The sequence below is a fragment of the Microcoleus sp. FACHB-672 genome (assembly GCF_014695725.1).
In the GTDB taxonomy this organism is placed as follows: domain Bacteria; phylum Cyanobacteriota; class Cyanobacteriia; order Cyanobacteriales; family Oscillatoriaceae; genus FACHB-68.
This window is the reverse complement of sequence record NZ_JACJOU010000002.1, coordinates 100209-126862: the sequence shown is the minus strand read 5'-3', so window position 1 is coordinate 126862 and position 26654 is coordinate 100209. Positions and strand designations below refer to the sequence as shown.

The following is a 26654-nucleotide window of genomic DNA, read 5'->3' as shown; positions in this document are numbered from 1 at the left end:
AGATAAAAATAAAGACGCGGTTGATCGCGCCTTTACTAAATGAGATATTGGGAATGGGGCATGGGGCATGGGGCAAGGCTTCGCCAACCTAAAGGTATGGGCAGGGGGCATTTTCTTTTGTTCCTACTCTCCCACTCTCCCGCTCTCCCTCTCAGCACTCGGCACTCAGCACTCAGCACTCAAAAAAGCACTCAGCACTCTAACGTATCCAGCGGGCGGCGTCTTTGGCGTGGTATGTGAGAATCAAGTCAGCACCGGCACGTTTGAAGCCGGTTAAGGTTTCCATCACCACTCGCTCTTCATCAATCCAGCCATTGAGGGCAGCGGCTTTAACCATCGAATATTCGCCAGAAACGTTGTAAGCAGCCACCGGCAGGTTTGTTGCTTCCTTGACGCGCCAGATGATATCCATATAAGCCAATGCCGGTTTTACCATCAGCATATCTGCCCCTTCTGCGATATCTAGGGCAATTTCCTTCAGCGCTTCGCTTCCATTGCCTGGGTCCATCTGGTAAGTGCGACGATCGCCAAACTGCGGCGCAGAGTCGGCGGCATCGCGGAACGGCCCATAATAAGCCGAGGCGTACTTAGCAGCGTAGGACATAATCGGCGTGTCCTGGTAGCCGGCAGCATCCAATCCTTCCCGAATGGCTTGCACAAACCCATCCATCATCCCAGAAGGCGCAATAATATCTGCACCGGCTTTTGCTTGGGCTACAGCGGTCTTTTTCAGCAACTCTAGGGTGGGATCGTTCAAAACTCGACCTGTCAAGTCGCCGACTTCCAGATAGCCGCAGTGACCGTGGCTGGTATATTCACACAAGCAAGTATCCACAACCACAACCAGATCCGGCACCGCTTCTTTAACGGCTGTCGTGGCTTTTTGCACAATTCCACAATCGTGCCAAGCGCCGGTGGCGTCTATATCCTTATCTTCGGGAATGCCAAATAAAATAATAGCGGGGATGCCGAGGTCATAGACTTCCTTGGCTTCTTGTACGATTTTGTCTACCGAGAGTTGGTAAACTCCGGGCATGGATTTGACCTCTTTGGCAATCCCCTCTCCTGGCACGGCAAATAGAGGGTAAATCAGATCGCTTGTGGTCACTACATTTTCACGTACCATCCGACGCACCTGAGGATGGCTGCGAAGGCGGCGAGGGCGATGGATTGGAAACATGGCGTTTGTTAACGGTCAAAAAATATCAAAGATCCAGTCTAAAACTTGTCGCTGCCCTAACAAACCGTATTTAGGTAACGTTCTGTAACATTTCCATAAAAAGAGGGGCGCACAGCCATGCACCCCTCACGATTTATCTTAACTGGCCAATGACGTTTAGACTTGAGCCGCAACGGGTTCAGTCTCAGCAACTGCGTTGGCGTAGACGCTTACTTTCTTGCGGGTTTTTCCTTTGCGTTCAAAGGTGACAACGCCATCAATAAGGGCAAACAAGGTATCGTCACAACCAATGCCGACATTGTTGCCTGGGTGAAACTTGGTGCCGCGCTGGCGTACCAAAATATTGCCGGCTCGGACGGTTTGGCCACCGAAGCGCTTGACGCCTAGGCGCTGGGCATTAGAGTCGCGTCCGTTGCGTGTACTGCCGGTTCCTTTCTTATGAGCCATAGTTTCCTCCGAGTCTCTTTACAAATTGTTTTCGGGGCTAAAGGTTAGGAAAGAGGAAAAGAAAGACTTCTCAATGACCGTACCTTTAGGTTGGCGCAGCCATGCCCTATCCCCTATGCCCCATTCCCTTTACTTATTCTGCCGCAGTTTCATAGGCGTCTTCTGGCTGAGACGCTGGCACGGTAGATGCCGACTCGTCGGCGCTGAACACTGAGCCATTCAGACTGATGGAGTTAATCATCAGGCGAGTGATTTCTTGCCGGTGTCCCCGCTTATTACGGGTTTTCTTTTTGGGCTTCATCTTGTAGACGAGCACTTTCCGGCCCCGTCGGTGTTGTAGCACGGTGGCTTCGACGGTTGCGCCTTCGACGAAGGGCTGACCGATACTAACACCGCCGTCGTGCTGAACGAACAAGACTCTGTCGATGGTGAGGTCTACGTCTGGTTCTACAGGAAGCAGTTCGATATCATAGAAGCGACCCGGTTCTACCCGTAGTTGTTTGCCGCCGGTTTCGATAATTGCGTAAGTCATGGATTTGTTGAGTAAATTGCCGTACAGGTAGCTGAGCGATCCCGCTCATGGGGCGAGGGCCAGCTTTTGCTTTGCCAATTGGCGCAGCCTGACCGTAGGCCATACCTGATCCGAGCTTGAATAGACAGCCAACCTACAATTGTTATAAATTTTTACCGATTGTGTCAAGAAATTGGCTGGATTAAAAGAATGTGGCCAGCTTTGCCAGTAATAATTGTCTTGCACAGAGTGGTGCCGGTGGACAAATCGAGGCAAACACCGAGCTGCTAGTGCGGGTAAAAAATCCGGTTGATTAACCAATTTAAGTAGACTGGCCGGTTAAAAATTAAAGTCCAAAATTGATATCCTCTCGTGGTTGATACTGAGGACAATCCTGACATGGCCCTATAGGATTAACCGCACAGCGAATATAAGCCGATTTGGCATTAAATCGGCACGAAGGATCGCCAAGGAATTGGCCCATTCTTTCGGGATGATGTGTATCTGTGGAAAGTGCGAGGCTTCGCAGCCCCCTTGTTGCTGCTGCTTCCCTCGCCGCCCTCAACCGCGAGGTTGCCCGCGCTTCTGCCAGCCGCCGGCTCCATAAAGATAGCAAGGGCGGTGTTAAACCCAAGATAAAAATTAAGAAAATCTCTAACACCATAGGCTACCGTAAAAATTTTAAATTAAACCTTAAAACAAGGCTTTTATAGCTTGTTGACTTTCCACTTATATTTTTTATCTATTTTCAAGTGTTGTCAAGTCTAAAGATTAAAAGGACTGTAAAAAATTAATTTAGGCTTTTAATAAATAACTTAATTTAGCCGAATTTTCATAGTTGAAGTATAAAATTCCCACAAGAAAAATTGGCTGACTGCAAATCTGCCGACACATGACACTTAGGCTAGCTCGGCTTGGCTAGCCTTGAGCATTTCCTGATTGATTCCAGCTTTATTGAATTTATTCTATCTTAAGAACTCGCTACGTTTTATCCAACTCCCACTCTCAACTAGCATAGTCTTACTATGAACCGTAGTTCAGGAGAGGAAAATCATAAAACCCACACTTAAGAAAATAAAAGCAAAGGATAAAAAGCTCAGCGTCAAAATATAATACAAAGGTAGGAGGTTTACCCTCACCACCGGATAATGAATAAGTAAAGCTAAAGAGTGGATCTCAGCATTTGTTAAACGCTCCCAATTGTAGATTTTGGTATTAAGCTCAACATCTAATAGATGGTTATCACAACAGTTGACTCAGTCCCTCGTAGCTCAGTTGCTGCTTTGATTGGTGGGTATCAAAAGCATATTTCCCCAAAAAAGGGGTTTTCCTGTGCGTATCGGGTACTACATGGAAAAGAGTCTTGCTCGGAATTTATCAAACGTACCATTTTGGAGCAGGGTTTAATTGAGGCGATTCCTGCTGCTCGACACCGGCTACAAGCTTGCAAAGCTGCGAATCAAGTTCTGAGAGCCACGATTGAAACGCCAAATCCAAACAAAGAAGCACAACGCCGGCATCGCGGCAGGAATTGCGACACTCTAGCAAACAGTAGTTGTTCGGAGTGTATAGAGAGTAGCTGTTTAGCGATTGACACCGGCTTAGGAGATTCGGAGGGATGCGTCGGCTGCCATTCTGACCTTGACTATGGAATACTCAATTGTAGCGGTGCAGATTGTGGAAGTTGTGGTGGATAATCTTTTGATCGAAGTATTTAACGTTTCAGCACTGGCTCTTTAATGCAGGAAATCTCACAACCCATTGATCAAGAGTTAGTGCTGATTGGCGGCGGCCACAGTAATGCGATTGTACTGCAATTGCTGGGCGCAAAACCTCTTCCGGGAGTCCGTATAACGCTGATTGCCAATACGCCTCATGCGCCTTATTCGGGGATGCTCCCTGGTTATGTAGCCGGCTTTTATAAATTTGATGAGTGTCATATAAATTTACGAAAATTAGCACAGTTTGCCGGAGCTAAACTAATCATTGACGAGGCAATCGGTTTAGATTTAGCAAATAATAAAGTGTTGTGTGCGAATAGTTTGCCGGTGGCATTCGATGTAGTATCAGTTGATATTGGCAGCACTCCCGCCACAATATCAGTACCCGGTGCGACTGAATTTGCAATTCCAGCGAAGCCGGTGCCGCAGTTGCTAGAAAGTTGGCACCGGCTGCTTGAGGAAATTATAGTAACTCCCAAAAAACCCCACAGTCTTGGCATTGTCGGTGGGGGTGCCGGCGGTGTGGAACTGGCATTGGCTATGGATGCACGCTTACGGCAAATTTTTAAGAAGACTGAATTGCCGGCAGATATTCTACAAATTCATATCTTCCATCGCGACGGTGAAATTATGCCCAGCTATAACCGATGGGTACGCCGGCACTTACAGAAAATTCTGACGAAACGCGCTATTCAACTACATCTAGGGGAAACCGTCTGTGCGGTAGAAAAGCAGAATTCATCTTTAATGATTCATTCTGAGTCGGGTTTGAGTGTGGAGTGTGATCGCATTTTCTGGGTAACTCAGGCATCCGCACCGGCTTGGCTTCAAGATGCCGGTTTAGCGACGGATGAGCGCGGCTTTATCCAAGTGAACGAATTTCTGCAATCTGTCTCTCACCCCCAGGTTTTCGCTGCCGGTGATGTTGCCACCATAATACAGAATCCTTGCCCCAAGGCCGGGGTCTTTGCAGTGCGGCAAGGCAAACCTTTATATGAGAACCTGCGGCGAAGTTTGCTAGGAGAGTCCTTAAAGCCGTATCAGCCGCAGAAGCAATATCTCTCTTTAATTGGCACCGGCACAGGTTCGGCAATTGCATCCCGTGGCGCTTGGGGTTTTGGCCCTTCGCCATTGCTGTGGTGGTGGAAGGATTGGATTGATCGACGGTTTATGGCCCAGTTTAGTGAGCTGCCGGTGAAGCCGCAGTAATTTTTGGTGTTTCAAACTGAGGACTGTTCCTTCCTCAATCAGCGAAAGAGGAGTGAGCTGTCTTTATATATAGGCTGGGTTGCACGATGTCGGCTTTGTGATCTGCCGGTGTAGTACGGTGCTGGTGTAGTACGGAAGAAATTTTTCGCTTTTGTGCCTTTTTGCCGGAGAGTTTCGCTGCCATAAAACCGTATTATCCCCGATTTACAAGGCTTTCCGACTTTAGATAGCTGGCTAAAAAAACTTTTGCACAAACCCTTGACACTTTTTGTATTATGCTTGTAGTATATAAATGTAGGGCGAGAGAGAAAGAGCTGAAAAGCTTATCTCAAAAGCAATACAAGCTCTGAACCTTGAAAATTGAATAAGTAAAAGGCCATGTCATTAAAAATTGGACAACGGCGGTTCGTACTACAACCTTGAGGATAGCCCCCTTGGGTCATCTTCCACCGAGTCAACCGCCGAGATGTCCAAACACCAGAAGACAAACTGCTGATTTCATGGGGCTGTAGCTCAGTTGGAAGAGCATCTGTCTGTCGAACAGAAGGTCGCGGGATCGAGACCCGTCAGCCTCGTTCAGCAGTGATTCTGGGAAGGCAATTAAATTTAAAGTCCCGTGGGCGAATTCGTTTAAGCCGTCACCCTCTCAAGGTGGAGATTGCGAGTGCAAATTTCGTCGGGACTTCCAAATGGCTGAGTAGCCAAGTGGTTGAAGGCGTCAGTCTGCAAAACTGATTTTCTCGTGGGTTCAAATCCCACCTCAGCCTCTGGCATCGCATCGTAGCTTAATCGGTAAAGCGCCGGCCTCATAAGCCGGGTGATGCGGGTTCAAGTCCCGCCGGTGCTACCAAATGTGGGAGTGGTGTAACTGGCAACACGTCGGTCTCCAAAACCGAAGAATTCGGGTTCAACTCCCGCCTCCCGCGTCACATCGCCCTATCGTCTAGCGGTCAAGGATCTCTGAATTTCAACCAGAAGACACGGGTTCGAGTCCCGTTAGGGCGATTGTTTTGGGTCGGCTCCCTATTGGCGCAGGTAAAGGTCTGTAAAACCGGAGCTATCAGCACTGCTGGTTCAAATCCAGCCCGACCCTTTGCGGGAGAAGGAATTGTTCTCCCGCATCCAAACATGGAGAGGTGGCCGAGAGGCTTAAGGCGCTTTCCTGCTAAGAAAGAGCGGTTTAACGACCGTCGAGGGTTCAAATCCCTCTCTCTCCGCTTTTCCCCCGGTAGCTCAGTTGGTAGTAGCGCCTGTCTGAAGAACAGGAGGTCGTCGGATCGAAACCGACCTGGGGGGCTGGCATTGCCTCATAGCTCAATGGCAGAGCAAGCGGCTGTTAACCGCGAGGTTGTAGGTTCAAGTCCTACTGAGGCAGCCTTTCATTGATTGCCGGGTAGACGAATTGGTAAAGTCCTCTACCTCTGAAGTAGAAGTCATGCAGGTTCGTTAGCGAAGCGGTGCGAAGCACTTCCCTGCCCCGGCACCCACTCATTGCCCTGTGGTGTAATTCGGCAGCATATCTGATTTTGACTCAGACGATCCAGGTTCGATCCCTGGCGGGGCAGCCAAAACATACTTCTGTAGCCCAACTGGAAGAGGCGGCTGTCTCAAAAACAGTCTGTTGTGGGTTCAAATCCCACCAGGAGTACCAAATCTTACATTGCTCCTGTGGCGGAATTGGCAGACGCGGCAGACTTAAAATCTGTTTTCTTTGTTGTGGGTTCAACTCCCACCAGGAGTATCAACGGGATGTAATTCAGCGGCCAGAAGCCTTGGTTTGGGACCAAGGAGTCGTTGGTTCAAATCCAACCATCCCGACTTTACCACTGTGATGTCATTGGAAAACATCACTTGCTCAGAACGAGTGTTTTTTGCAAGTTCAACTCCTATCAGCCGGTAGGTTCTTGGGCCAAGCAAAATCGGTAAATTCCAGCTCTCGTGGCGGAACGGAAGACGCGCTAGGTCGAGAACCTAGTCTTTTACAGGTTCAAATCCTGTCGGGAGTATTAAACTACAAGAAAGAGAGGAGAAACTAATAGTGTCGAGGAAGAAAGTACGTGAAGCGCAGCTATCCCATAGCGAATTGCACGAAGTCAAAGTGCGAGAATTTCAGCAATTTTGAGCAGCCGGCTTTGATCTGTGAGTTATGCGAACGCGAGGTGAAGCGTTTAACAATTCATCACTTAATTCCACAACAGTACATTAAGCGAAAAAAGTTAGGCACAAGCCCTACCACTAATATTTGTTCTGCTTGCCATAGACAGATTCATGTTTTATTCGACAACAAGCGTCTAGCCGAAGAACTCAATACACTAGAACAGCTAAAAATTGAGCCGCAAATGCAAAAATTTTTAGCTTGGGTGAGCAAGCAAACCTCTAGTAAACGAGTTAAAGTCAATCGTCGCAGATAGCAAAGAGAATTCGCTGCAAAAAATTGCCCCAGTAGCCCAACGGGAAGAGGTGCCTCGCTTAGAACGAGGAGGTTGCTGGTTCAAATCCAGCCTGGGGTATCTGGTGACAACGCGGGGATGGAGCAATGGTTGGCTCATTAGGTTCATACCCTAAAAATCAGCAAGTTCAAATCTTGCCCCCGTCACCAAAATCAGTGCTGGTGTAGCTCAACTGGCAGAGCAACTGATTTGTAATCAGTCGGTTGCAGGTTCAACTCCTGTCACCAGCTTCAGAATGCGGATAGGGTATGCACAAATGCTTTACTTATCCGTTTTCCACAATGCGGGTGTGATGTAGCGGCTAGCATCTGAGTCTGCCAGTCTCAGCGCATGGGTTCAAATCCCATCACTCGCTTTTGTAGTCCTGTAACTCAGTTGGGAGAGTGCCTCTCTTACAAAGAGGATGTCACAGGTTCAAACCCTGTCAGGACTACCATTTGTTACCCCTATAGCTCAGTGCATAGAGCAGCGCCCTTCTAAGGCGAGTGTCCCAGGTTGGAATCCTGGTGGGGGTGCTTGATTCAGTTCAAAAAGGAGGTTGTCTTCTTCTGCTATTAATTACATGGGATGGAGCGATTGCACATTGCAGCGTGACCCAATCTTCAGAGCTTACATACTTTAGTACGAGAGGAAAAGTAACACTGTTCTAATACAGTGGGCGTTTGCGAACGAGGAGTGCAAAGAACCCGATAGGTGGGCTTAGAAGTAGCCATCCTTTAAAGAGTGTGTAATAACTCATCGGCGGAGTCCCTTTAGTAACTGAGAAAACGCAAAATGCTCTAATAACTTGCACGCTATCTTTCGGATGTGCAATCGCACATTATTCTCGGTTGTCTTTAAAAGTTGCTTGATTAACTAATCGTTTTCATGGGTACTTGGTGTAACGGTAACACACGACTCTTGCAAAGTTGAGATAGGGGTTCAACTCCCCTAGTTTCCATTGTTGTGGAGAGTATAAGGTTTACGCAAATTTTAGTCTCTCTACTAACAAAATGGTGTCTGAAGTCAAAGCGGTCGAGACGCTGGTTTGTGAAGCCAGTAAAAGCGGGTTCGATTCCCGTTAGACACCCTCAAGGAAGGTGCCGCCGAATGGCCGGCAAGCGGTCTTGAAAACCGTGGTACGGCTGATAACCGTAGGAGTTCGATTCTTCCACTTTCCATCAAGCGTTTCCTTTAGAAGGATCCTGCTTTTTTACCCACCAGAGGCCGAAAAGTGAGGCACCGTGCTGATAACGCGGCAACAGGAGGGGCAGTACCTCTCTGGTGGATTTCCCTCTGCCAATGGAAATGGCGCTGGTGCTACGAACGCCGGCTGTGATGGTTCGATTCCATCCAGAGGGGCTTTTGTTGCCGGCGGGAGGCTGACTTGTCCCTTTGGCTACAGATGAAGGAGTCCTCTAGCTTCCGTTGGCATCAACTTGATGGGTGGTTGGCAGAGCGGTTATTGCAACCGGCTTTTAACCGGTACTAGATAGGTTCAACTCCTATACCACCTACTCGATTCACCGGCATGACTGTTGGAGAAGGGGCACCTTCCCAGTAGTGTGCAGGTGTAACTGCTCTCGCGCTAGAGGATGCCGGTTGGGGCAAAGTCCACAGTCATGTTGCCTCAGTTAAAGATATGTAGTCTTTGAACTACATCGTTTTTGAGGCTCTGAAAACTTTTTTTCCCAATCCATTGACAAATTTGTAGTATAATTGTAGCATACAAACATGACGAACAAAAAAGAGGCACAAACTTCGATATTTAGTTCGACCAGTGAACCTTGACAATCAAATAACGAATTGGGATTTAATTGTTGTAGCTCAGGAAATCTCGTAACAGAGATTACAGTGTTATGTTGTTACTTTACACCAGATTGAGCAGTCGTGACGAGACTGATTCAGCGTCAAAACTTAGACTGTATCACTTTAATTTCAGTCAAAATGGGACCGATTTAACCCAAGAAAAATTTACTGTCTCTAATCAGAGCAAATGCGGGGAACAAATCCGGAGCATTCAGCAAGTCTATCATTTAGAGCGGCGGTTTCTGCTGTAAAATTTATCAGTATCTTGAATATTTTAAGTGCTGGCAAATTCATTAAACTGAGCGTACTCGTTCCAAGATAGACAGTTCAGTTGAAATCCCTTGAATTATTTAAAATCCAGTTTTTAAGGAGGTGCCGGCATGGTTCACATTCGTTTTGAAGGACGTTCTTATGATGTTACTGAAAGTCAGCTAGGCGTGGCTGCCGGCATGAACGACAACGCAATTAAAGAACGCCTCGCACAGCATTTTGATGTCAACCGCAATCGCTTTGATTCTTATGTCTTAGATCGGCGTCCCAGCGGTGACTTAATTGTACGTCCAGAAGCCGTTTACGGCTAAATCGATTTTAGATTTTAGACAGGTAATTTATCTCAAATCTAAAATATCAAAAGATTTCTTTCCCGTACCCTAACAGGTAAAGCTTACACACATCTGGTTTCGTAGCCAGAGGTTATAGGTTCGAGTCCTATCATCCCCTCTTTTTGGGGATGTAGCTCAACGGATAGAGCGCATATGTTCAAAGCTTTAGCAACTTGTGCGGGGGAGAAATCAGGTAGTTGAAAGTTCACTTCGCGCCCTAACTCAGGAAGCTTACATACTAGCTCAGTGGTAGAGCATTTCCCTCTTAAGGAAACTGTCACGGGTTCAACTCCCGTATATGTCACCAAGGCTTTCTTAACTTGCGCGAAGTGACTTTCTCTCATACAAAACTTGAAGTTTTTGAAATTTATGTAATTTTTTTCTGTTTTTAAAATTTCCACTTCGCGCCCTAACCGGCAAAGCTTACATACTCGCCCAAATGGATAAGGCACTTGATTGCAATTCAAGCACTTGCAGGTTCAACTCCTGCGTATGAACAAACGGCTTTGGCAACTTGCGCGAAGTGATATTTTATTCAAGTTTCATTCTCCTTCTCAGCTAGACGAATTTTCACTCTGCGCCCCAATCGGCAAAGCTTACATACTAACTAGCCGAATTGGTACAGGCGCTTGACTGATAATCAAGTCCCGCAAGGGATGTGGGTTCAATTCCCACGTTTTTAGCAAAGGCTTTGTTAACTTGCGCGGAGTGATTTTTTTATTTTAATCAAAAGGCTGTTTTGAGTGATGTCTGAATAGCGGCACGCTTTTAGGATGCCGCAAATAAGTTCGGTGGAGGGCAATTATGTCTATTAAAAATGTTGAAATTTTAGAACAATTAAAAACCCTAACCATGCTGGAGACGACTGAACTGGTGAAGCGTATTGAAGAAACCTTTAACGTTGATGCTTCAACACCTAAGCTAATCGTTCCAGTTTTACCAGGAAAGGATGATTTTATCACAGATGAACCACTAGAACAAACTGAGTTTACTGTGTTCTTGCAAGAAGTGCCGGCAGATAAAAAGATTGCGATTCTAAAGGCAGTTCGGGAAATACTGAGCTTGGATTTGAAGGGTGCAAAAGACTTTGTTGACTCGGCTCCACAGGTGGTTAAGTATGCGATCAATCTTCAGGATGCTGAAGAAATTAAGCAAAAGTTAGAAGCTGCCGGCGCGAAGGTTTCCATTTACTAGGAATCAACTGTTCTTGGCAAATCTAATTTGCATAATTCGGTGGTTATCACCGCGTCCCGACAGAGAGAGCTTACATACCCTACCAAAACAAAAAAAGGTGCGTACAAGGGTTGTACGCTGCAAGCCGGAACCGATAGCCGGCATTAAAAAAGCTCCCTTAACTTGCGCGGCGATGTCCTCATCTTGAAGTTTACACATGGCAAGAGAGGCGAGTACCCAACAATGAGTAATAATACCTTAATATTTCAAACGTTTAGTGAGATAGAAAGTCTAATTCGGAATTTCGAGAGCTGTACGCTTCCTCGATGCGAATGGACTCATCATGCACATTTAATTGTGGCGTTGTGGTATCTCACTCGTTATCCAGAGCAAAAGGCAATAAATCGCATTCGTGAGAACATTCAACGGCTTAATCGAGCCAATGGAGTTCTAACTACAAAAGACAATGGTTATCACGAAACAATCACCCTCTTTTGGATACAAATAGTGAGCCGGCATCTCTTGAGTGAAGGTGAAAACCAAACATTTGTAAATCTGGCTAACAGTCTAATTCACAATTGTGGGAATCCCTCTCTGCCGCTTGAATATTACAGCCGTGATCGACTGATGTCTTGGAAAGCTCGGATCACCTGGGTGGAACCAGAGTTGAAATCTCTGTAATGAGATAAAAGTTTTTTGTAGTAATTTAGGTAGCTGTCGCTGCGCCCCAACTGAGAAAGCTTACATACCTTGTAACGGTAAAACAAAAAGCTTTCTAAACTTGCGCGGCGTCTTTAAGACGTGCGACATCTATCTCCTCAACACTCTTCATTTTAAGGAGGTAGTTCCGATGAATAAGGATGAGCGCGATCTGCGTTTAGAAATGCTAAATAGTCTGCTAACTACACCTCACCGGCAGCTCGAAAAAGTTGCAGAAATTCACAAATTAATTGTTGAACTTGACCCGCTTTTTTACGGTCATTTAGCGGTTTGGTATCAGCGAAACGGTGATGTGCGCGATCACAAGGAAGTCTTTATTGGCAACTTGCTAACTTCTCCGGTGATTGAACACCGAGATGCCGGCTTTGTGATGCTGCAAGAGTTCCCGCCTTACCAAGTGTCTCGGATTGTGGACTTTATGAAGCAGCACCAGAACAAGCTGCCACGTTCCGCACGCACGGCTGTAACACGCTATCTGAAGGCGCGGGAAAAGAACCCGCAGTTCTTTGATCGCGCTGCTGCACGGGGACGCAAGGCGATGAAGCACCTGTATGCCGGCTTGCACATCAAGCCTGGTGCGCGTGCGGATGCAGTGCTGTTCAAGGAAAAGCCACCAGAAGACAGCCTTGCTTTTATGCTGAAGCGGCTTGCCAAGGCAGAGTCGCCGGCAGAACAAGCGGCGATTATTGTCGAGCACAATATCCCTTACACCGTGGCAGTGGGCGCTGTCAAACAGCTAACACCGGCTGTACTGGTGGCGCTGATTAATTCAATGTCACCGCAGGAAATCATCAACAACCTCAAGTCTCTCCAGACTCGTGGTGCGATGGATCACCCGGATGTGAAGGCGCTGATCGATGAGAAGCTTGACAAGGCGGCAAAGAGCGATCGCGTGTCTGCATTCAAGGCGCGGGTTGCGGCTGACGTTACCGAGTTGGATGAAGCGACGGCTGCAAAGCTAGAACGAGTCACCAATGAGCAGGTAAAGAAGCGGGGAGCGATCGCAAAGGCAACGGCGCTGTTAATTGACAAGTCGGGTTCGATGGAAAATGCGATAGAAGTTGGTAAGCGTCTCGCTTCGCTGATTTCTGGTATTTCCCAAGCGGATCTGTTTGTCTACGCCTTTGACACGATGCCTTACCCAGTGAAGGCTGAAGGTAAAGATTTAACTGACTGGGAGAAGGCGTTTAAGCTAATTCGTGCCGGCGGCGGTACAAGTTGCGGTTGCGCTGTGGAGGCAATGCGGCTCAAAAAGCAGGCAGTTGAGCAAATCATTCTGGTGACAGATGAAGGCGAAAACGCTGCGCCTTACTTCGCGGATGCTTACACAACTTATTGCCGCGACTTGGCGGTGATGCCAAATGTGGTGCTGATTAAAGTCGGACACATCAGTGGTTATGTGGAGGCTCAGTTAAAGGCGAAACAGGTGCCGGTGGAGACGTTTACCTTTGCCGGCGACTATTACTCGCTGCCAAATTTGGTGCCGCTGCTGTCTCGTCCATCACGTTTAGAATTGCTGATGGAAATTATGGAGACATCGCTCCCGGTGCGCGATGATAAATAACCGTTGTAGGGTGTGTTTTGCACACCCTACTTCAATACGATAGGAGGCTAGGAAGGCGATGAAACTCTACCGGCCTGTTGGTTTAAGAGAACTTGAACTCATTGCTAAAGCTGACTTTAAGGCATTTCCCCCTCGACTGCCCGAACAGCCTATTTTTTATCCTGTTCTCAATTTTGAGTATGCCGAGCAGATTGCACGGGATTGGAATACCAAAAGCAATCCTTTTGCCGGCTTTGTTACAAGGTTTCAGGTTGAAGATAAATATGTGAAGAAGTTTGAGGCTCATGTAGTAGGCAGCCGGATTCATCAAGAATTGTGGGTGCCGGCTGAAGAACTGGCAGAATTTAACCGCCATATCATTGGTAAAATCCACATTGAAACAGCTTACTACGGCGAGAATTTCAAGGAGGAGATCGATCCAGAAACCAACCTGCCAACAATCCTCAAAACATTCTTGTAGCCTAAGCCTAAGTTGCCTATAGCAGCCCAGCCGTCGGCACTTTATCAAATCTTTTGGCAAATTAGATATTGCTAATTGTTTGCCAAAATTTCACCGTTCCATTATTATCAGGTAAAAACTGATGAAATTATCTGAAGCTTTAATTTTAAGAGTTGATTGCCAAAAGCGGATTGAACAACTGCGGCAACGACTGATCCGAAGTGCCCAAGTGCAAGAGGGAGATCAACCGCCAGAAAATCCGCAAGCATTAATTGCAGAATTAGAGGCGACAGTGAATGAACTCGCAGATTTGATTAAGAGAATTAACAAAACCAACTCTCTGACAAATTTGCAAGAAGGGAGCACCATTTCAGATGCGTTAGCTGCTAGAGATACACTTTTACTAAAGCGAAGTGTGTATGATTCTTTAGTGAATGCAGCCGCTGTTAATCAAAGCCGGTATAGTCAAGCTGAAATCAAGTCCTTCAGTACCGTCAATATTGCGGAACTGCAAAGCTACATGGATCGGCTTGCTAGAGACTATCGGGAGTTGGATACTAGAATCCAAGAAGCAAACTGGAATACTGAATTATTAGATTGAGCAAGTCGGTAGCCAATACAGCAGAAGTGAGTACAACCCGCCGACTGGGTTAAGTTGGACTGTGGCCTGAAAAGCTACCTAATTGGCATGATGGGCCATGCCGCAAACTAACAAGTTAAGCCCAGTATTGTTACAAACGTACAGGGCATTGTTAAAGTTACTACCGCGTACTGATCTGTTGCAATTGGTGAGGGTGGGTTAGGGGATGCTCAATTTTGATGCCGGCAGCTAAAAATACTGGATTCTTCAGGGGGTGCCGGTTCATGCATTTACACAACAAAAAGACTGGAGTCAGAGCAAACTCCAGTCTTTTGAAATGCCAACTCAGCGTTTTAAATCACTTTTCCGTTCATGATGCAGAAGAAATTTTCTATGACTTTGCTGCGCCACAACTTAGATAGATGCTTGTATTTATCTAACTAGCACAAAAGCTAATTACCTCCAGAATATCCGTAAGTTCCGCCATCACAAACTTCAACTGCGGACTCAATCAATTCTCCAGAACCAACTGTGCCGTCTTCTGAAGGACCAAGACGGCCTTTGAAGTCATATTTGCAGTCTTCGCGTCCGTCGTTAATGGTTATCTTGACGGATTCTCCAGGAGCCAGGACGTCCACCCCTAAGATATCTTCTTCCCAATCGTCTGTAGAGGGAGGCGAGGCATAAAATGCTTCGAGAACACGAGTGCTGTTGTTAGTAAGGGTAAAGGTAACAGCTTCAGTTTCAGCTAAAACACTTTGGATGCTCAATGCAACGAGTGGTAGTGCTAGGAGGGCAGATGCTGTAATGAAGCGGAAAGATTTATGAATCATTATTTTATTGTTATGTCTCAACTAAGGCTGTACTAATGCTGTCGTTACATCCATATCAGAACATAATTTTTTGGTTTCAGAATCCGTAGATTCACGGAGCTTAGTACAGCTAATGAAAAGATTGTTAATTCATTTTTTTAGAGAAAAACTTTATCAAATTAAATAAGTACATTTCGACAATCGGCACTTACAGGCATTTATAAAAACCGCTTTTATTAAATAAATTAACTGGAACGCCTGCTAATTATAACTTGGCTTTCCGCAAGTTTAGCAAGACATATCCTGTTAGATTTTATTACAGTGTTATTTAGACACTTTCGAGGCGCAGTCGTGCCTAAAAAGAATAGATTGAAATAATTTAAAATGACTGGTTCAACTAGATGACTATTCAGTATAAGTGTAGGAGCCTAATTCGCAAAGATTTAGTTTGTAGTCTTCCGTCCTTGACCCATCCGCCCAAACGCCGAGGATGTCATAAACACAAGTCGTTTTGCCATCGGCAATTGTTACCACCCCCGATTCTCCAGGTTTTATATTCTGGCCTACAAGAAGATTAGAACCCCAGCTATCTTGATCGGAAGGCTCCACATAAAACTCTACTAGCGTCCCAGAAGTTTTGTTTTTTAGTGTAAAGTTCAGATCCTCTGCTTGGGCGGGTTGGACGCTCAAGGAAACAATAGGTAGCGAGAGAACTGTAGCTACGATAACGTGACGAAAAGAACAGTGAAACATGGTGTAACGTTCTTTTAAGGATTAACCAGCAATGAACTTTTCTTATTAAAGCATCAAAAATTTATGGAGTAAATAAAATGCCGATTTTCTTAAGTTAACCTTTTTTCAAGAGAATAAGCCATTTCGATCTAGATTTAATAAAACCTTGGTGATGCCTTATGAATCATAAAAAATTGCCATGACCAGGCGGTTATCGGCTTTTTTGAACCGGCTTGTCTTCTAAACTTCAGTGTTACATCCTGCTCTGGTTTATAGCTTCTCAGAGAGTTTGGTGTCAATCAGCCGGTAAATACTAAATTTCAGCTAGATATATTGTGGAGATAAGGTCATGAACGATATGCAAATTGCTTATAAAGTTGCAGCCATAGCGGTGCGCCAGCGCTTTGCAGAGCAGCATCCAGAGGATTTGGCTGTTCTAAACCGGCTCCTCCTTGGCGATGTAGCCGTGTTCTGTGGTAGCTTTGATCGCGTTGAGGATATTTTGAGTTGCCTTAAAGTGCCGGTGGTGATGAACCCCAAGCTCAAGAAAATATCCGCGCAGATCATTTTTGTCAACTGTTCTAGTTCCTATGAAGAGGCGAAGGTTGTCTGGTTGAGAGATTACGTTAAAAATGGCAAGTGGCTGGTATCTTCTGACTGGGCGCTGGGTCATTTTATTGCGAGGGCATTTCCCAACACAGTCGGCTGGAATCACCGATTAACCGGCGATGAGGTGATCTCTGTTGAGCCAAGTTTAGACAGTTTATGGTCGGAAGTGGTTGTGCTGGGCGCAGAACCGCAGTGGTGGCTGGAAGCAAGCAGCCATGCCATTGAGGTACTCGATCCTCAGAAAGTGCGGATCGAAGCAGTCAGCCATGAGCTACTGGTGAAGTATAATGCGCCGGTGGTCGCGGTGAGCTTTAATTGGGGTAAAGGCCATGTGTTCCACGTCATTAGCCATTTTTGGTGCAAACGCAGCCGTTCGCCGAGTGCGCGACACCAAGGTTCTTGCACGGATTTTCTCAAAGCAGGGATGCGCTTGAGTGATGAGGGTGTGGAAAAAGTGCTGCGCGATGCTGGCATCGAGGCAAACACGCTCAACTTCGCGCAGTTACAGAGTGCGGCAACCTCAACCGAGTTAGTTGCCCAACTGTGTGTGCGTGCAATTTCGCGCCGGCATACCCCAGTGAGTGCATAAATGCCGGCTCCAAAGATAGCCAGTAAACTTGTAATGTAGTACGATATAATACGAATACCTGCGTACCCCAACCGGCAGAGCTTACATACTTAGTACGAGAGGAAGAGTAACGACACCATAGTTGTCGGGCGTGAAGCGAGGAAGGCACAAGGAACCCGGTAGGTTGGCTTAAAAGTAGCCATCCTTTAATAAGTGTGTAATAACAAGCCAGTGGAGTTCCTTCTGAGTGAAGAAACCGCATTGCTCTAGCAACTTGTACGCAGGTTATTTACTAAACGATTGAAGCTGTTTCATTCTCCGAAAAGAGAAGTCGTTGTAGGGGTGAGTTTTGAGAAAAAATTGTCTTTCCTAGCAATCAATTATCAACTAAGCCCGACCTTACACCAGCACTGTTATAGCTCTGATAGTGATAAATGGGTTTGATGCTTTTCTCTCACGGTTGCGAAAGTTTCAGGAGGATTAGTCTGTGCATCTAGACGTAGTACGTGCCCACTTTGAGGCAGAAGCATTTGATTATGATGGCCTGATTCCCCGGCTAATTCCGCACTATCACGAGCAACATGGCTTGATGCTAGAGCTGATTCCGTTCGAGCGCGATGCTAGCTTAAAGGTGCTTGATTTAGGAGCCGGGACAGGGGTTTTATCCTGCCTAATTCTTCAGGCATTTCCGAATTCAACGGTCGTGGCATTTGACATTGCTGAAAATATGCTCGCAGCTTGCAAGAAAAATCTTTCAGCGTATCAAGAACGGGTGAAATTGCATCAGGGAAATTTTGCGGAAGATGATGTAGGTTCTGAGTACGATTTAGTAATATCGGGGTTAGCCATACATCACCTCGACGAGCCGGAAAAACAAAAGCTGTACCAGGATCTTTTTCATGCTGTAAATCCTGGCGGTTTACTGCTGATTCGAGATACCGTTACAGGTGCGACTCCCCAGCTAACGCAGCAGTATGAGCGATTGTGGCGTCACTATATGAAAGCGAATGGGGAAGATGATGAAAAGTGGTTTCAGAATTACCTTAAAGAAGATAGGCCATCTTCAGTTGAAGATCAACTTCAGTGGTTAAAGTCAGCCGGTTTTGAAGAGGTCGGTTGTCATTGGCGTTATCTCAATTTTGCAATTTTTGGAGGAAGAAAGCGGTGAATTTAAAATAGAATTGATTTAATAAAATTTAGATGTGTTTAAGTTTTTAGGGTAAAAAATCTCATGATAAACGAATCTCGCGCCATTAAAATTAGCAAATTCTTGAGTTATCATCTACGACATCGGCCTGATAAAATTGGACTTGAACTTGCGCCTGGTGGCTGGGTGTCAGTGGATGAACTCTTAGCTGCATCTAAAAAACATTCGTTTGATATTGAGCGTGATGAACTTGATGAAGTCGTTGCTTCTAATGATAAAAAACGATTCTCATTCAACTCCACCGGCAGCCTAATTCGCGCCAACCAAGGGCACAGCCTCGAAGTTGATTTACAGTTAGAGGAAGCTGTTCCGCCAAAGGTGTTATATCACGGAACAGGACAGGGTGCAGTTGAGTCAATTATGCAAATGGGTTTGAGCAAAATGTCGCGGCACCACGTTCATTTATCGGTCAATATGGCAACTGCCATAAAAGTTGGTAAACGTCACGGACGGCCCGTTGTATTTGCGGTGAATGCTGCTGCCATGCATCAGGCCGGTCATAAGTTTTACTGTTCTACTAATGGAGTTTGGCTGGTGGATCATGTTCCTTCTAAATATTTGCAAATAACGTGATCTAAAAAATAGAAACATCTAGTTAAAAAAAACAAGAAAAAGTGAGTTTTTATCTTGAATTGAAGATTTGCCAGTCATTAGCGGATATACAAGATTTATGGCATCAGGAAACTTTGGACATGAGGACGCCTCCGGATATAACAACCCTCAAAGCCGAGGCTTATTAGGGGCCGGCTGGCGACCGCTAAATCGAGATATTGATTGGGGATTTTTGTGGCATATTGTGTCTACAGACACATGGGAACTGAGCCGAAAAGCCTTGGATATCGCCAGTGATATTGCAGATGCTTTGGGGCGCAATGAGTTTACTTGGTGGGCAAATATTTTAAACGTTTTTTCTGAGCATACGCGCTACGAACTTGATGAGTTTTGGAATTACATTACTCCAGAACCCCCAGCGCCAGATTATCGGTTTAAAGACGTTTTAAATATTGAAACGCCGGTCGCTCAACTTGTCAGCCGCACAAGTATTCCTATCGATTATGTGCTGAATAAGCTACAGGAAATTACCATTCTCAAAATTTTGGAATTATTGGGAAAACCAGATATTATTACTCAATACTATTTGGAGCGGTATTTTTACTATCCTGTTGAACGCTTTGTTAATTGGGAACGTTTGGAAACCATCGGCACGGTTTTTGCCTATTGGTCTAAATACGGGGTTTGGCTACAAATTGACAGATTCGATAGAGGTCGCAAACAGTACACACTCATCGCTCAAAATTTAGCCCCGTTAATTAATAAAGCGACTTATAATTTAGCGGTTATTCTCAGTGGTTACAAAAGCCGTGTGGGACAAGTTCACAGCCAATTTCCAATTCGTACTTTCCCGGCAGACATTCAAAGCTTTACCGACACTGTACAACAGGCAATTCTTGACCAAAATCAGCTAGCTGTACTGGTTTATGGAGATCCTGGCACAGGTAAAACTGCCTGGACGCAAGCGGTGGCGAAAGAAATTCTCGTACCTCTAGGATATGTCATTTTTATTCTAGACCACGATGCTGTGGAAAACTTTGTTCCACCCAGTTACTTAGAGCGGATTTGTATCATTATTAATGAAGCTGATAATCTAGCTCAAAATCGAGCCAGCTTAGCCGCTCAAGGTAATACTAAAACTGAACATATTCTCAGTTTGCTGGATGGAACTTTGTATCAAAGCGTGGTTGAAGAATCGGGAATTCAATCACAGCAAAAGCTGGTAATCTTGATGACTTGTAATACAACTGAAAGGCTCGATCCTGCCGTTTTACGCAAAGGAAGAGTTGATTTAATGTATGAATTTCATCACCGATTTGTAGAATAGCTCATTTCACCGGCTCTTGAAATTTTGAGGTGAGACAAAGGCAAAACCGGCAATTGCACGGGTGTTTCATTCTGTTAAAATTGATACGATTGTCAGGGTGAGTTTAGCCGGCTGATAAGGTTGAGCGCAAAACCCACCCTAACTTGCTGCTTGTTGAGTTTAGCAACGATGGCTGTCCTTGCTGAATGGACAGAGAAACAGGTGGCAACAGCCGAACTGATTTTCAACCCCCTACATTAAATTATTATTTTTTTTTCCTTTACCGGCTTAGATCGATTTACCATTTTAATACTCCCTTTCCGAACCTTCCTGGTAAAGCCTGAGAATTTAGGAAAGTGAGCAATTCCGCAACCCACCGAAATAGAAAGGGTTTATTGGGGGTTTTGTATGAATAAAGATTTTTCTAACAGACGATTAGATAGATTTGGTGTTATCCCTTATTCATTTTTAGAAGAATTTCGGAGTAAAGATGCCAGCACTCGGCGTTATTTATTAAATTCCATGACTTTGTTTGCCAGTATTTCCCCTGAGCAACAACATCAAATCTTAAATGATTTAATTCAATCGGAATTAATGAATTTAGCCGAGCAATCTAAAAAATACTTACATCAAAATGTAAAAGTTGTATTAAAAAGGATGTTTATTGAAAAACCTTTGTCAGAAAAAGAAATTGCAGAATATTATTATAAATATTATACAATCACAGGCGTAATTCCTGAAGAAGTAACTAATGAATACTTAAATATTTTAGTTAACTTTATTTTAGGAATTGAAATGTCAAAGCTATTATTTCTTATGAGTTTTGTAGAACAACAACGATTTTTTGAATTGCAAGAAAATTATTCAGCTCAAGTTGTATTATTTTATCGTTACATTAAACCAATTCGTTCTAAACTGATTAAAGAAAAAATTGTCAATCGAGATATTATTGGTAATTATTATTATAATCGTCCTTGGGTTAATGAACATGAGTTACTAGATTATATTTTTGATTTATTTGATCTCGATAAAATTATATATCTTGGTAACTGTGCTAAAGTTTTTACTTTTGAAAAAGAATACATTTATAAAGCTCCCGATTTTGAGTAGATTTTATAATATTTTTATCAATAAGAGAGTTAAATTTTTACAAATGCGGCAACTTTTAAATATTTGTTTTGAAACAAATAGAGCTAATTCTATATACATTAATTCAACAATGAGGTAAAAGCTATGACAGATATTCGCAAACTTCTTAAGCAAATTTCCGCGCAGGAAGATCAACTGCGCGACACTCAATTTTTGGCACCCTGCGTACACAGAGGACGGGTGCGGACAAAAGTAGCGGGAATCGTGTATACCTTCACCCCTGATCCGCGAAATTTTGAAGGTTGGGGCATTTTTCAACCGGCTACCAGTAAAGTCGCCAAAGTCGTTGAAGAAGCCGAGTTACAGCAGGTGACAGAATATCTACAGCAGATGCCGGCGGTGCGCTTGTCGCTAGCGTATCAGTTGCAAAAACAAACGTGGTTGGCTTACCCCGTCAATGAATCAGATGTCCGTCAGCGCATAGGTTGTGTCAAGCCGGTGCCGGTGTATTTGGTCAGTGAGGGTGCGACATTTGAGCCAATTATCGCTCGATGGGATGGATGCAGTTGGTGGTTTGAAGAAATTGATCGCCGCGCCGATCCAATCCCGGCTGAAGCGTTAAGAGAAGCGCTGAAGCAGGTGACACCGCCGGCAGAGGTACGCTTTAAAGGCATGACTCCCGAAATGCGGACTGTTTATCAATTGGTGGCGCAACAAACCAAAGAATTTGAAGCTCAAATGCAACAGCAATGGGATGAAAAGCGCCTGCAAAAAGCCCTAAAAATGGGTGGGGGTCAGTTGCAAAAATTCCATGATCGTGATGATTACTGGATCGTTGAGTGGACAACCGGCAATGGCGAACAACATACCAGTGCGATTTCCAAAAACGATCTCACCGCCATTAGTGCCGGCATTTGCCTCAGCGGATTTGATCGTAATTTTGATCTGCAATCTCTCGTTGGAGTTGTTGAAGATCGGTAAAGATAGTATTAGCACGTTAAATATAAAAACGGCTAACCTATCTAATCTAAGTAGTTTGAAAGGATTGCGACAACTCATCATTGTTGTTTTTTCTGTAATTATAAATAAATAATCATGAGTTATAAATTATATGTTTGCAATCCTTTCAGTTACTTTAGTGCTATTTTTTATAATTTTTATAAATGTGCAGTTATTTAATAAAAAAATATCAATTTTTTGTTAACAAGTAGGAGGTAATGGTGTCTATTTTTTTTCACGAACAACTTCACAGAACACCGGCAGTCATGGCAAAAATCCGTGACTTGCCTGTAACCGTATGCGGTGCCGGCGCATTAGGTGCCAATATTACTGAAAATTTAGCTCGTGCCGGCTTCGCTCAACTCAAAGTCATTGATCGTGATCGCATTGAGGAACGCAACCTTTCCACTCAACCTTACTATCGCTCAGATGTAGGAGCTTTTAAAGCCAAAATTCTGGCAAATACGCTTTACCGTGCTTTGGGCGTAAAAGTAGAGGCACAATGCAAGGAATTAACCGATCACAACACTACTCAACTATTAGGAGAACCCGCTATTGTTATCGATACGTTTGACAATAGCACAAGCAGAAATGCCGTAAAAAATTACTGTGCCGGCGCATCTGTTCCCTGCCTGCACGTTGGGTTAGCGTCAGATTATGCCGAAATCATTTGGAATGAAAAATACCGCGTTCCTTCCCCTGCCAATGATGACATCTGCGACTACCCACTCGCCAGAAATTTAGTTATGCTAACCGTAGCAGTCGCTTGTGAAGTGATTATTACCTTCGCCGGCACCGGCACCCAACAAAATTACACCCTCACCCTCGGAGATTTCGCCATCAAATCTTACATTCCCTAAATCCTGGCATCATTTTCTCACCTCTACCTAACAAATACTATGAATCTACATCCACAAGTGAATGAAATCTTGAACTTCTGGTTCGGCTATCCTGAAGATGCAGAATATGGCAACACTCGGAACGTCTGGTATACCAAAAATCCAGCATTTGATGAAGAAATTCGTTCGCGTTTTTTCACGGAATACGAATTAGCAGCAGCCGGCAAATATGATTCTTGGCAAGAAGTGCCCCAAAGCTGTCTGGCGTTAATTATTGTGCTTGATCAATTTCCCCGCAATATGTTTCGCGGTCAACCACAAGCCTTTGCGACGGATTACAAAGCGTTAGCAGCCGCTCAGTATGCCGTTGACCACAAGTTTGATCAACAATTGCTGCCGGTGCAGCGACAGTTCATTTATTTGCCATTTGAACACAGCGAAAACTTAGAACATCAACGCCGGTGTGTTGAACTTTTTCAACAGTTAAAAGATTCTCCCGACAGTGCATTAAGTCTTGATTATGCAATTCGGCATCTAAAAATCATTGAGCAATTTGGGCGCTTTCCCCACCGCAACGAAATTCTGGGACGGGAATCTACAGCAGAAGAAGTGGAATTTCTCAAACAAGCCGGTTCATCTTTCTAGTGTCCGTAACCGAACAGGGGCAAGTGGTAGATAAGATGAGATCACCCGTTTATGACCTGTTGCAGGAGGCATCTACCTATGCGCCGGCCTTTCTTTTCTCTCAGTTCACTCACCCTTATTCTGCTAACGAATGCCGGCATTCCCCTGCTGCCGATCAGTTTAGGACAGCCGACAATTGCTGTGCCGGTGCCAACCACGCAAGACCGAAAAAACGAAGCGATTCGGCTTAACCAGATAGGGCTTCAGCAGTTAAATCAAGGTCAGTTTCGAGAAGCGTTAGAGACATTTGAGCGAGCTTTAGCCATTGTTAAAGAAGTTGGCGATCAAGCGCAATACGGCACGATTCTCAACAATATTGGGAGAGTTTACGACAATCTAGGACAGTATGCTAAAGCTTTGGAATTTTACACCCAAGCTTTAGCCATTAAAAAAGAAATTGGCAATCAATCGGAATACGGGGCGGCTCTCAAGAATATTGGGGAAGTTTACAATAATCTGGGACAGTATGCCAAAGCTTTGGAATTCTTCAACCAAGCTTTAAGCATTGCCAAAGAAATTGGCGAGCAAGAGGGCTACGCGAACACTCTCACTGGTATTGGGTTAGTTTACAGCCGCCTGGGACAGTATGCCAAAGCTTTAGAATCTTTCAACCAAGCTTTAGCCATTGCCAAAGAAATTGGCGATCAAGAGGGATACGGGACGATTGTGGGCAATATTGGGTTAGTTCACAATAATCTGGGACAGTATGCCAAAGCTTTGGAATTCTTCAACCAAGCTTTAGCTATTGCTAAAGAAATTGGCAATCAATGGGGATACGGGGCGGCTCTCAACAATATTGGGGAAGTTTACAATAATCTGGGACAGTATGCCAAAGCTTTGGAATTCTTCAACCAAGCTTTAGTTATTGCCAAAGAAATTGGTGAACACCAAGGATACGCGACAACTCTCAACAATATTGGGACTGTTTACCGAAGCCTAGGACAGTATGCCAAAGCTTTGGAATTCTACAACCAAGCTTTAAGCATTGCTAAAGAAATTGGCAATCAAGCTACATACGGGACTACTCTCAACTATATAGGGTTAGTTTACGAAAATCTGGGACAGTATGCCAAAGCTTTGGAATTCTACAACCAAGCTTTAGCCATTGCTAAAGAAGTTGGTAATCGGGCGGGATACGGGACGACTCTTAACAATATTGGTTTAGTTTACAGCAGCCTACAACAGTATGCCAAAGCTTTGGAATTCTACAACCAAGCTTTAAGCATTGCTAAAGAAATTGGCAATCAAGCGGGATACGCAGCAACTTTTAACAATATTGGTTTAGTTTACAGCAGCCTACAACAGTATGCCAAAGCTTTGGAATTCTACAACCAAGCTTTAAGCATTGCTAAAGAAGTTGGCGAGCAAGCGGGATACGGGACGACTCTCAACAATATTGCGAGAGTTTACTACAATTTGGGACAATATGCCGAAGCTGAAATCAACTTCTTGGCTGCTCTTGAAGTTCGGGAGTCTCTGCGCCCCAATTTAACTGATGCTCAGAAAATTTCCCTTTTTGAAACGCAGCAGGCAACTTACGCATTTTTGCAACAAGCGTTAGTCGCCCAAAATAAAATTCATTCGGCTTTAGAAGTTGCGGAACGAGGACGCGCTAGAGCTTTTGTTGAATTATTATCTCAAAAACTCTCTAATACTCGCAACAATTTACCAGCTATCAAACCCACTCTCACCCAAATTCAGCAAATTGCCAAAGCGCAAAATGCCACCTTGGTGCAATATTCAATTGTTCGCGAAGAGTTCAAAATTGGGGACAAACAAGAATGGCGAGACTCAGAACTTTATATTTGGGTTGTTAACCCGGCAGGTGTTGTCACCTTCCGCAAAGTCGATCTCAAACCCCTGTGGCAGCAAAAAAATACTAACTTAGCTAAACTTGTTACTGTTACCCGCCAATCTATTGGTGTAAGAGGATTGGGAATTATTAGTGTTGAACCCAGCCCGGAAGCGATTCAAAAACAGCAAGCCAATCAAACTCAATCCTTGCAAAAACTCTATCAACTGCTGATTGCACCGATTGCGGATCTCTTGCCCTCTGACTCAAATTCCCCAGTGGTTTTTATTCCCCAACAAGCCTTATTTCTTGTTCCTTTCCCGGCTTTACAAGATGAAAAAGGCACTTATTTAATTGATAAGCATACGATTTTAACCGCTCCATCTATTCAAGTTTTGGAACTTACCCGAAAGCAGCGGCAAACTGTATCAGGTAAAGAAATGCTTATTGTGGGAAATCCGACGATGCCAAGCATTTCCCCGCAAGTTGGAGAGGAGCCGATTAAATTGTCAAACTTACAGGGTGCGGAAGCAGAAGCTCAGGAAATCGCTAAACTTTTTAATACACAACCACTCATCGGAAGTCAGGCGACAGAAACGGCGATAAAAGAGCAAATTTCTGGGGCTAAAATCGTTCATTTAGCAACACATGGATTAATTGACAATTTCGGCTTTGATGTTTCCGGTGCAGTTGCCCTTGCTCCTAGTGGAAAGGAGGATGGATTGCTGACTTCTGGGGAAATTCTGGATTTAAAGATTAATGCGGAATTAGTGGTTTTAAGTGCCTGCGACACCGGCAGGGGAGAAATCACCGGCGATGGGGTAATCGGCTTATCTCGCTCATTAATTAGCGCCGGCACCCCAACGGTGATTGTGTCTTTGTGGGCAGTTCCAGATGCACCCACAGCAGATTTAATGAGTCAATTTTATCGAAATTTACAGCAAGAGCCGAATAAAGCCCAGGCATTGCGGCAAGCAATGTTAACAACCAAGCAGCAACATCCCAACCCCAGAGATTGGGCAGCATTCACTGTGATTGGGGAAGCTCAGTAAAGCGCCAATGCCCCATGCCCCATTTTGAG

25 protein-coding genes and 25 tRNA genes are annotated in these 26654 nt (G+C 44.7%); 44 read left to right on the top strand and 6 right to left on the bottom strand.

The annotated features are described in order from the left end of the window. Nucleotides 1-199: 199 nt before the first annotated feature. From hemB to H6F56_RS00690, 4 genes are all read right to left on the bottom strand, one after another. Nucleotides 200-1180 carry a porphobilinogen synthase gene (gene hemB, locus H6F56_RS00705; protein WP_190664880.1) on the bottom strand — a complete coding sequence of 327 codons (981 nt, stop codon included), beginning with the start codon at nucleotides 1178-1180 and terminating at the stop codon, nucleotides 200-202. Between the two features lie 156 nt (nucleotides 1181-1336). Next, the gene (rpmA, locus tag H6F56_RS00700) at nucleotides 1337-1627 is read right to left on the bottom strand and encodes a 50S ribosomal protein L27 (RefSeq protein WP_190664879.1); all 291 of its coding nucleotides are present in this window, start codon (nucleotides 1625-1627) and stop codon (nucleotides 1337-1339) included. 133 nt (nucleotides 1628-1760) lie between these two features. Then, nucleotides 1761-2159 carry a 50S ribosomal protein L21 gene (gene rplU, locus H6F56_RS00695; protein ID WP_190664878.1) on the bottom strand — a complete coding sequence of 133 codons (399 nt, stop codon included), beginning with the start codon at nucleotides 2157-2159 and terminating at the stop codon, nucleotides 1761-1763. Between the two features lie 325 nt (nucleotides 2160-2484). Beyond that, on the bottom strand, nucleotides 2485-2802 hold the full coding sequence (locus tag H6F56_RS00690; RefSeq protein ID WP_190664877.1) for a DUF6464 family protein: 318 nt from the start codon (nucleotides 2800-2802) through the stop codon (nucleotides 2485-2487). Nucleotides 2803-3373: 571 nt separating this feature from the next. Here H6F56_RS00690 and yidD point away from each other — a divergent pair. From yidD to H6F56_RS00515, 35 genes are all read left to right on the top strand, one after another. Further along, nucleotides 3374-3835 carry a membrane protein insertion efficiency factor YidD gene (gene yidD / locus H6F56_RS00685; RefSeq protein ID WP_190664876.1) on the top strand — a complete coding sequence of 154 codons (462 nt, stop codon included), beginning with the start codon at nucleotides 3374-3376 and terminating at the stop codon, nucleotides 3833-3835. A 42-nt stretch (nucleotides 3836-3877) separates the two neighbouring features. Further along, nucleotides 3878-5068 (top strand): FAD-dependent oxidoreductase, encoded by a 1191-nt coding sequence (locus H6F56_RS00680; RefSeq protein WP_190664875.1) that lies wholly within the window; start codon nucleotides 3878-3880, stop codon nucleotides 5066-5068. 502 nt (nucleotides 5069-5570) lie between these two features. Next, a tRNA-Asp gene (locus H6F56_RS00675) sits at nucleotides 5571-5643 on the top strand. A 35-nt stretch (nucleotides 5644-5678) separates the two neighbouring features. Further along, nucleotides 5679-5756 (top strand) — tRNA-Glu (locus tag H6F56_RS00670). Between the two features lie 3 nt (nucleotides 5757-5759). Beyond that, a tRNA-Cys gene (locus H6F56_RS00665) sits at nucleotides 5760-5835 on the top strand. Between the two features lie 7 nt (nucleotides 5836-5842). Next, a tRNA-Met gene (locus tag H6F56_RS00660) sits at nucleotides 5843-5918 on the top strand. 3 nt (nucleotides 5919-5921) lie between these two features. Then, nucleotides 5922-5994 (top strand) — tRNA-Trp (locus H6F56_RS00655). Nucleotides 5995-6000: 6 nt separating this feature from the next. Beyond that, a tRNA-Glu gene (locus H6F56_RS00650) sits at nucleotides 6001-6073 on the top strand. Nucleotides 6074-6198: 125 nt separating this feature from the next. Further along, nucleotides 6199-6285, top strand: a tRNA-Ser gene (locus H6F56_RS00645). A 5-nt stretch (nucleotides 6286-6290) separates the two neighbouring features. Then, nucleotides 6291-6364: transfer RNA gene (locus H6F56_RS00640), tRNA-Phe, on the top strand. Between the two features lie 7 nt (nucleotides 6365-6371). Next, nucleotides 6372-6443: transfer RNA gene (locus H6F56_RS00635), tRNA-Asn, on the top strand. 12 nt (nucleotides 6444-6455) lie between these two features. Beyond that, nucleotides 6456-6555 (top strand) — tRNA-Gln (locus H6F56_RS00630). Nucleotides 6556-6560: 5 nt separating this feature from the next. Beyond that, a tRNA-Gln gene (locus H6F56_RS00625) sits at nucleotides 6561-6636 on the top strand. Between the two features lie 6 nt (nucleotides 6637-6642). Continuing rightward, nucleotides 6643-6719, top strand: a tRNA-Leu gene (locus H6F56_RS00620). Nucleotides 6720-6730: 11 nt separating this feature from the next. Beyond that, nucleotides 6731-6809: transfer RNA gene (locus tag H6F56_RS00615), tRNA-Leu, on the top strand. 4 nt (nucleotides 6810-6813) lie between these two features. Continuing rightward, nucleotides 6814-6886 (top strand) — tRNA-Pro (locus H6F56_RS00610). A gap of 114 nt (nucleotides 6887-7000) precedes the next feature. Further along, a tRNA-Leu gene (locus H6F56_RS00605) sits at nucleotides 7001-7074 on the top strand. A 51-nt stretch (nucleotides 7075-7125) separates the two neighbouring features. Continuing rightward, a complete protein-coding gene (locus H6F56_RS00600) occupies nucleotides 7126-7479 on the top strand; it encodes an HNH endonuclease (protein WP_309236410.1) in 354 nt (117 codons plus the stop codon). Between the two features lie 25 nt (nucleotides 7480-7504). Beyond that, nucleotides 7505-7578: transfer RNA gene (locus H6F56_RS00595), tRNA-Leu, on the top strand. Between the two features lie 11 nt (nucleotides 7579-7589). Then, nucleotides 7590-7667: transfer RNA gene (locus H6F56_RS00590), tRNA-Met, on the top strand. An 8-nt stretch (nucleotides 7668-7675) separates the two neighbouring features. Continuing rightward, nucleotides 7676-7748, top strand: a tRNA-Thr gene (locus H6F56_RS00585). A 53-nt stretch (nucleotides 7749-7801) separates the two neighbouring features. Beyond that, nucleotides 7802-7873 (top strand) — tRNA-Gly (locus tag H6F56_RS00580). A gap of 5 nt (nucleotides 7874-7878) precedes the next feature. Next, nucleotides 7879-7954, top strand: a tRNA-Val gene (locus tag H6F56_RS00575). A 6-nt stretch (nucleotides 7955-7960) separates the two neighbouring features. Next, nucleotides 7961-8033 (top strand) — tRNA-Arg (locus tag H6F56_RS00570). A gap of 354 nt (nucleotides 8034-8387) precedes the next feature. Further along, nucleotides 8388-8458: transfer RNA gene (locus H6F56_RS00565), tRNA-Ala, on the top strand. 55 nt (nucleotides 8459-8513) lie between these two features. Continuing rightward, a tRNA-His gene (locus H6F56_RS00560) sits at nucleotides 8514-8587 on the top strand. A gap of 154 nt (nucleotides 8588-8741) precedes the next feature. Continuing rightward, entirely contained in the window at nucleotides 8742-8906 is a 165-nt protein-coding gene (locus tag H6F56_RS00555) for a hypothetical protein (protein ID WP_190664874.1), read from the top strand. A gap of 35 nt (nucleotides 8907-8941) precedes the next feature. Further along, nucleotides 8942-9014 (top strand) — tRNA-Lys (locus tag H6F56_RS00550). Nucleotides 9015-9686: 672 nt separating this feature from the next. Further along, the gene (locus H6F56_RS00545) at nucleotides 9687-9887 is read left to right on the top strand and encodes a hypothetical protein (RefSeq protein ID WP_190664873.1); all 201 of its coding nucleotides are present in this window, start codon (nucleotides 9687-9689) and stop codon (nucleotides 9885-9887) included. 627 nt (nucleotides 9888-10514) lie between these two features. Next, nucleotides 10515-10590 (top strand) — tRNA-Ile (locus H6F56_RS00540). Between the two features lie 122 nt (nucleotides 10591-10712). Further along, a complete protein-coding gene (rplL, locus tag H6F56_RS00535) occupies nucleotides 10713-11102 on the top strand; it encodes a 50S ribosomal protein L7/L12 (RefSeq protein ID WP_190664872.1) in 390 nt (129 codons plus the stop codon). Nucleotides 11103-11324: 222 nt separating this feature from the next. Then, entirely contained in the window at nucleotides 11325-11762 is a 438-nt protein-coding gene (locus tag H6F56_RS00530) for a hypothetical protein (protein WP_190664871.1), read from the top strand. 169 nt (nucleotides 11763-11931) lie between these two features. After that, nucleotides 11932-13365 (top strand): vWA domain-containing protein, encoded by a 1434-nt coding sequence (locus H6F56_RS00525; protein WP_190664870.1) that lies wholly within the window; start codon nucleotides 11932-11934, stop codon nucleotides 13363-13365. Nucleotides 13366-13423: 58 nt separating this feature from the next. Next, a complete protein-coding gene (locus H6F56_RS00520) occupies nucleotides 13424-13825 on the top strand; it encodes an ADP-ribosylation/crystallin J1 (protein WP_190664869.1) in 402 nt (133 codons plus the stop codon). A 121-nt stretch (nucleotides 13826-13946) separates the two neighbouring features. Further along, the gene (locus tag H6F56_RS00515; RefSeq protein WP_190664868.1) at nucleotides 13947-14405 is read left to right on the top strand and encodes a DIP1984 family protein; all 459 of its coding nucleotides are present in this window, start codon (nucleotides 13947-13949) and stop codon (nucleotides 14403-14405) included. Between the two features lie 431 nt (nucleotides 14406-14836). Here H6F56_RS00515 and H6F56_RS00510 read toward each other — a convergent pair whose 3' ends face one another. Together H6F56_RS00510 and H6F56_RS00505 are read right to left on the bottom strand one after the other, a co-directional pair. Beyond that, nucleotides 14837-15217, bottom strand: a complete 381-nt coding sequence (locus H6F56_RS00510; protein ID WP_190664867.1) for a hypothetical protein — start codon at nucleotides 15215-15217, stop codon at nucleotides 14837-14839. A 384-nt stretch (nucleotides 15218-15601) separates the two neighbouring features. Further along, nucleotides 15602-15949 (bottom strand): hypothetical protein, encoded by a 348-nt coding sequence (locus H6F56_RS00505; protein ID WP_199312502.1) that lies wholly within the window; start codon nucleotides 15947-15949, stop codon nucleotides 15602-15604. 328 nt (nucleotides 15950-16277) lie between these two features. Here H6F56_RS00505 and H6F56_RS00500 point away from each other — a divergent pair, with 328 nt between their 5' ends. The 9 genes from H6F56_RS00500 (at nucleotide 16278) to H6F56_RS00460 (ending at nucleotide 26625) form a co-directional block, all read left to right on the top strand. Further along, nucleotides 16278-17126, top strand: a complete 849-nt coding sequence (locus H6F56_RS00500; protein WP_190664866.1) for a hypothetical protein — start codon at nucleotides 16278-16280, stop codon at nucleotides 17124-17126. 466 nt (nucleotides 17127-17592) lie between these two features. Next, complete coding sequence (locus H6F56_RS00495; protein ID WP_190664865.1) at nucleotides 17593-18273, top strand: class I SAM-dependent methyltransferase; 681 nt, start codon at nucleotides 17593-17595, stop codon at nucleotides 18271-18273. Between the two features lie 63 nt (nucleotides 18274-18336). Then, nucleotides 18337-18885, top strand: a complete 549-nt coding sequence (locus H6F56_RS00490; protein ID WP_199312501.1) for an RNA 2'-phosphotransferase — start codon at nucleotides 18337-18339, stop codon at nucleotides 18883-18885. 97 nt (nucleotides 18886-18982) lie between these two features. Next, nucleotides 18983-20191: an ATP-binding protein gene (locus H6F56_RS00485; protein ID WP_190664864.1), complete on the top strand. Its 1209-nt coding sequence runs from the start codon at nucleotides 18983-18985 to the stop codon at nucleotides 20189-20191. A 387-nt stretch (nucleotides 20192-20578) separates the two neighbouring features. After that, a complete protein-coding gene (locus tag H6F56_RS00480) occupies nucleotides 20579-21280 on the top strand; it encodes a hypothetical protein (RefSeq protein ID WP_242031821.1) in 702 nt (233 codons plus the stop codon). A gap of 123 nt (nucleotides 21281-21403) precedes the next feature. Next, nucleotides 21404-22240, top strand: a complete 837-nt coding sequence (locus H6F56_RS00475) for a hypothetical protein (RefSeq protein WP_190664863.1) — start codon at nucleotides 21404-21406, stop codon at nucleotides 22238-22240. 239 nt (nucleotides 22241-22479) lie between these two features. Next, complete coding sequence (locus tag H6F56_RS00470; protein ID WP_309236414.1) at nucleotides 22480-23118, top strand: ThiF family adenylyltransferase; 639 nt, start codon at nucleotides 22480-22482, stop codon at nucleotides 23116-23118. Between the two features lie 39 nt (nucleotides 23119-23157). Further along, complete coding sequence (locus H6F56_RS00465) at nucleotides 23158-23742, top strand: DUF924 family protein (protein WP_190664861.1); 585 nt, start codon at nucleotides 23158-23160, stop codon at nucleotides 23740-23742. Between the two features lie 78 nt (nucleotides 23743-23820). Further along, nucleotides 23821-26625 carry a CHAT domain-containing protein gene (locus H6F56_RS00460; protein ID WP_190664860.1) on the top strand — a complete coding sequence of 935 codons (2805 nt, stop codon included), beginning with the start codon at nucleotides 23821-23823 and terminating at the stop codon, nucleotides 26623-26625. Nucleotides 26626-26654 lie beyond the last annotated feature (29 nt).

Bases quoted from the DNA above. Each gene is read 5' to 3' on its own strand.
- hemB (WP_190664880.1), bottom strand. From the start codon at position 1,180: ATGTTTCCAATCCATCGCCCTCGCCGCCTTCGCAGCCATCCTCAGGTG.
- H6F56_RS00460 (WP_190664860.1), top strand. From the start codon at position 23,821: ATGCGCCGGCCTTTCTTTTCTCTCAGTTCACTCACCCTTATTCTGCTA.
- H6F56_RS00525 (WP_190664870.1), top strand. From the start codon at position 11,932: ATGAATAAGGATGAGCGCGATCTGCGTTTAGAAATGCTAAATAGTCTG.
- H6F56_RS00510 (WP_190664867.1), bottom strand. From the start codon at position 15,217: ATGATTCATAAATCTTTCCGCTTCATTACAGCATCTGCCCTCCTAGCA.
- H6F56_RS00490 (WP_199312501.1), top strand. From the start codon at position 18,337: ATGATAAACGAATCTCGCGCCATTAAAATTAGCAAATTCTTGAGTTAT.
- H6F56_RS00485 (WP_190664864.1), top strand. From the start codon at position 18,983: ATGGCATCAGGAAACTTTGGACATGAGGACGCCTCCGGATATAACAAC.
- H6F56_RS00505 (WP_199312502.1), bottom strand. From the start codon at position 15,949: ATGTTTCACTGTTCTTTTCGTCACGTTATCGTAGCTACAGTTCTCTCG.
- H6F56_RS00545 (WP_190664873.1), top strand. From the start codon at position 9,687: ATGGTTCACATTCGTTTTGAAGGACGTTCTTATGATGTTACTGAAAGT.
- rplL (WP_190664872.1), top strand. From the start codon at position 10,713: ATGTCTATTAAAAATGTTGAAATTTTAGAACAATTAAAAACCCTAACC.
- rpmA (WP_190664879.1), bottom strand. From the start codon at position 1,627: ATGGCTCATAAGAAAGGAACCGGCAGTACACGCAACGGACGCGACTCT.
- H6F56_RS00680 (WP_190664875.1), top strand. From the start codon at position 3,878: ATGCAGGAAATCTCACAACCCATTGATCAAGAGTTAGTGCTGATTGGC.
- H6F56_RS00530 (WP_190664871.1), top strand. From the start codon at position 11,325: ATGAGTAATAATACCTTAATATTTCAAACGTTTAGTGAGATAGAAAGT.
- H6F56_RS00520 (WP_190664869.1), top strand. From the start codon at position 13,424: ATGAAACTCTACCGGCCTGTTGGTTTAAGAGAACTTGAACTCATTGCT.
- rplU (WP_190664878.1), bottom strand. From the start codon at position 2,159: ATGACTTACGCAATTATCGAAACCGGCGGCAAACAACTACGGGTAGAA.
- H6F56_RS00690 (WP_190664877.1), bottom strand. From the start codon at position 2,802: ATGGTGTTAGAGATTTTCTTAATTTTTATCTTGGGTTTAACACCGCCC.
- H6F56_RS00465 (WP_190664861.1), top strand. From the start codon at position 23,158: ATGAATCTACATCCACAAGTGAATGAAATCTTGAACTTCTGGTTCGGC.
- yidD (WP_190664876.1), top strand. From the start codon at position 3,374: ATGGTTATCACAACAGTTGACTCAGTCCCTCGTAGCTCAGTTGCTGCT.
- H6F56_RS00475 (WP_190664863.1), top strand. From the start codon at position 21,404: ATGACAGATATTCGCAAACTTCTTAAGCAAATTTCCGCGCAGGAAGAT.
- H6F56_RS00480 (WP_242031821.1), top strand. From the start codon at position 20,579: ATGAATAAAGATTTTTCTAACAGACGATTAGATAGATTTGGTGTTATC.
- H6F56_RS00500 (WP_190664866.1), top strand. From the start codon at position 16,278: ATGAACGATATGCAAATTGCTTATAAAGTTGCAGCCATAGCGGTGCGC.
- H6F56_RS00515 (WP_190664868.1), top strand. From the start codon at position 13,947: ATGAAATTATCTGAAGCTTTAATTTTAAGAGTTGATTGCCAAAAGCGG.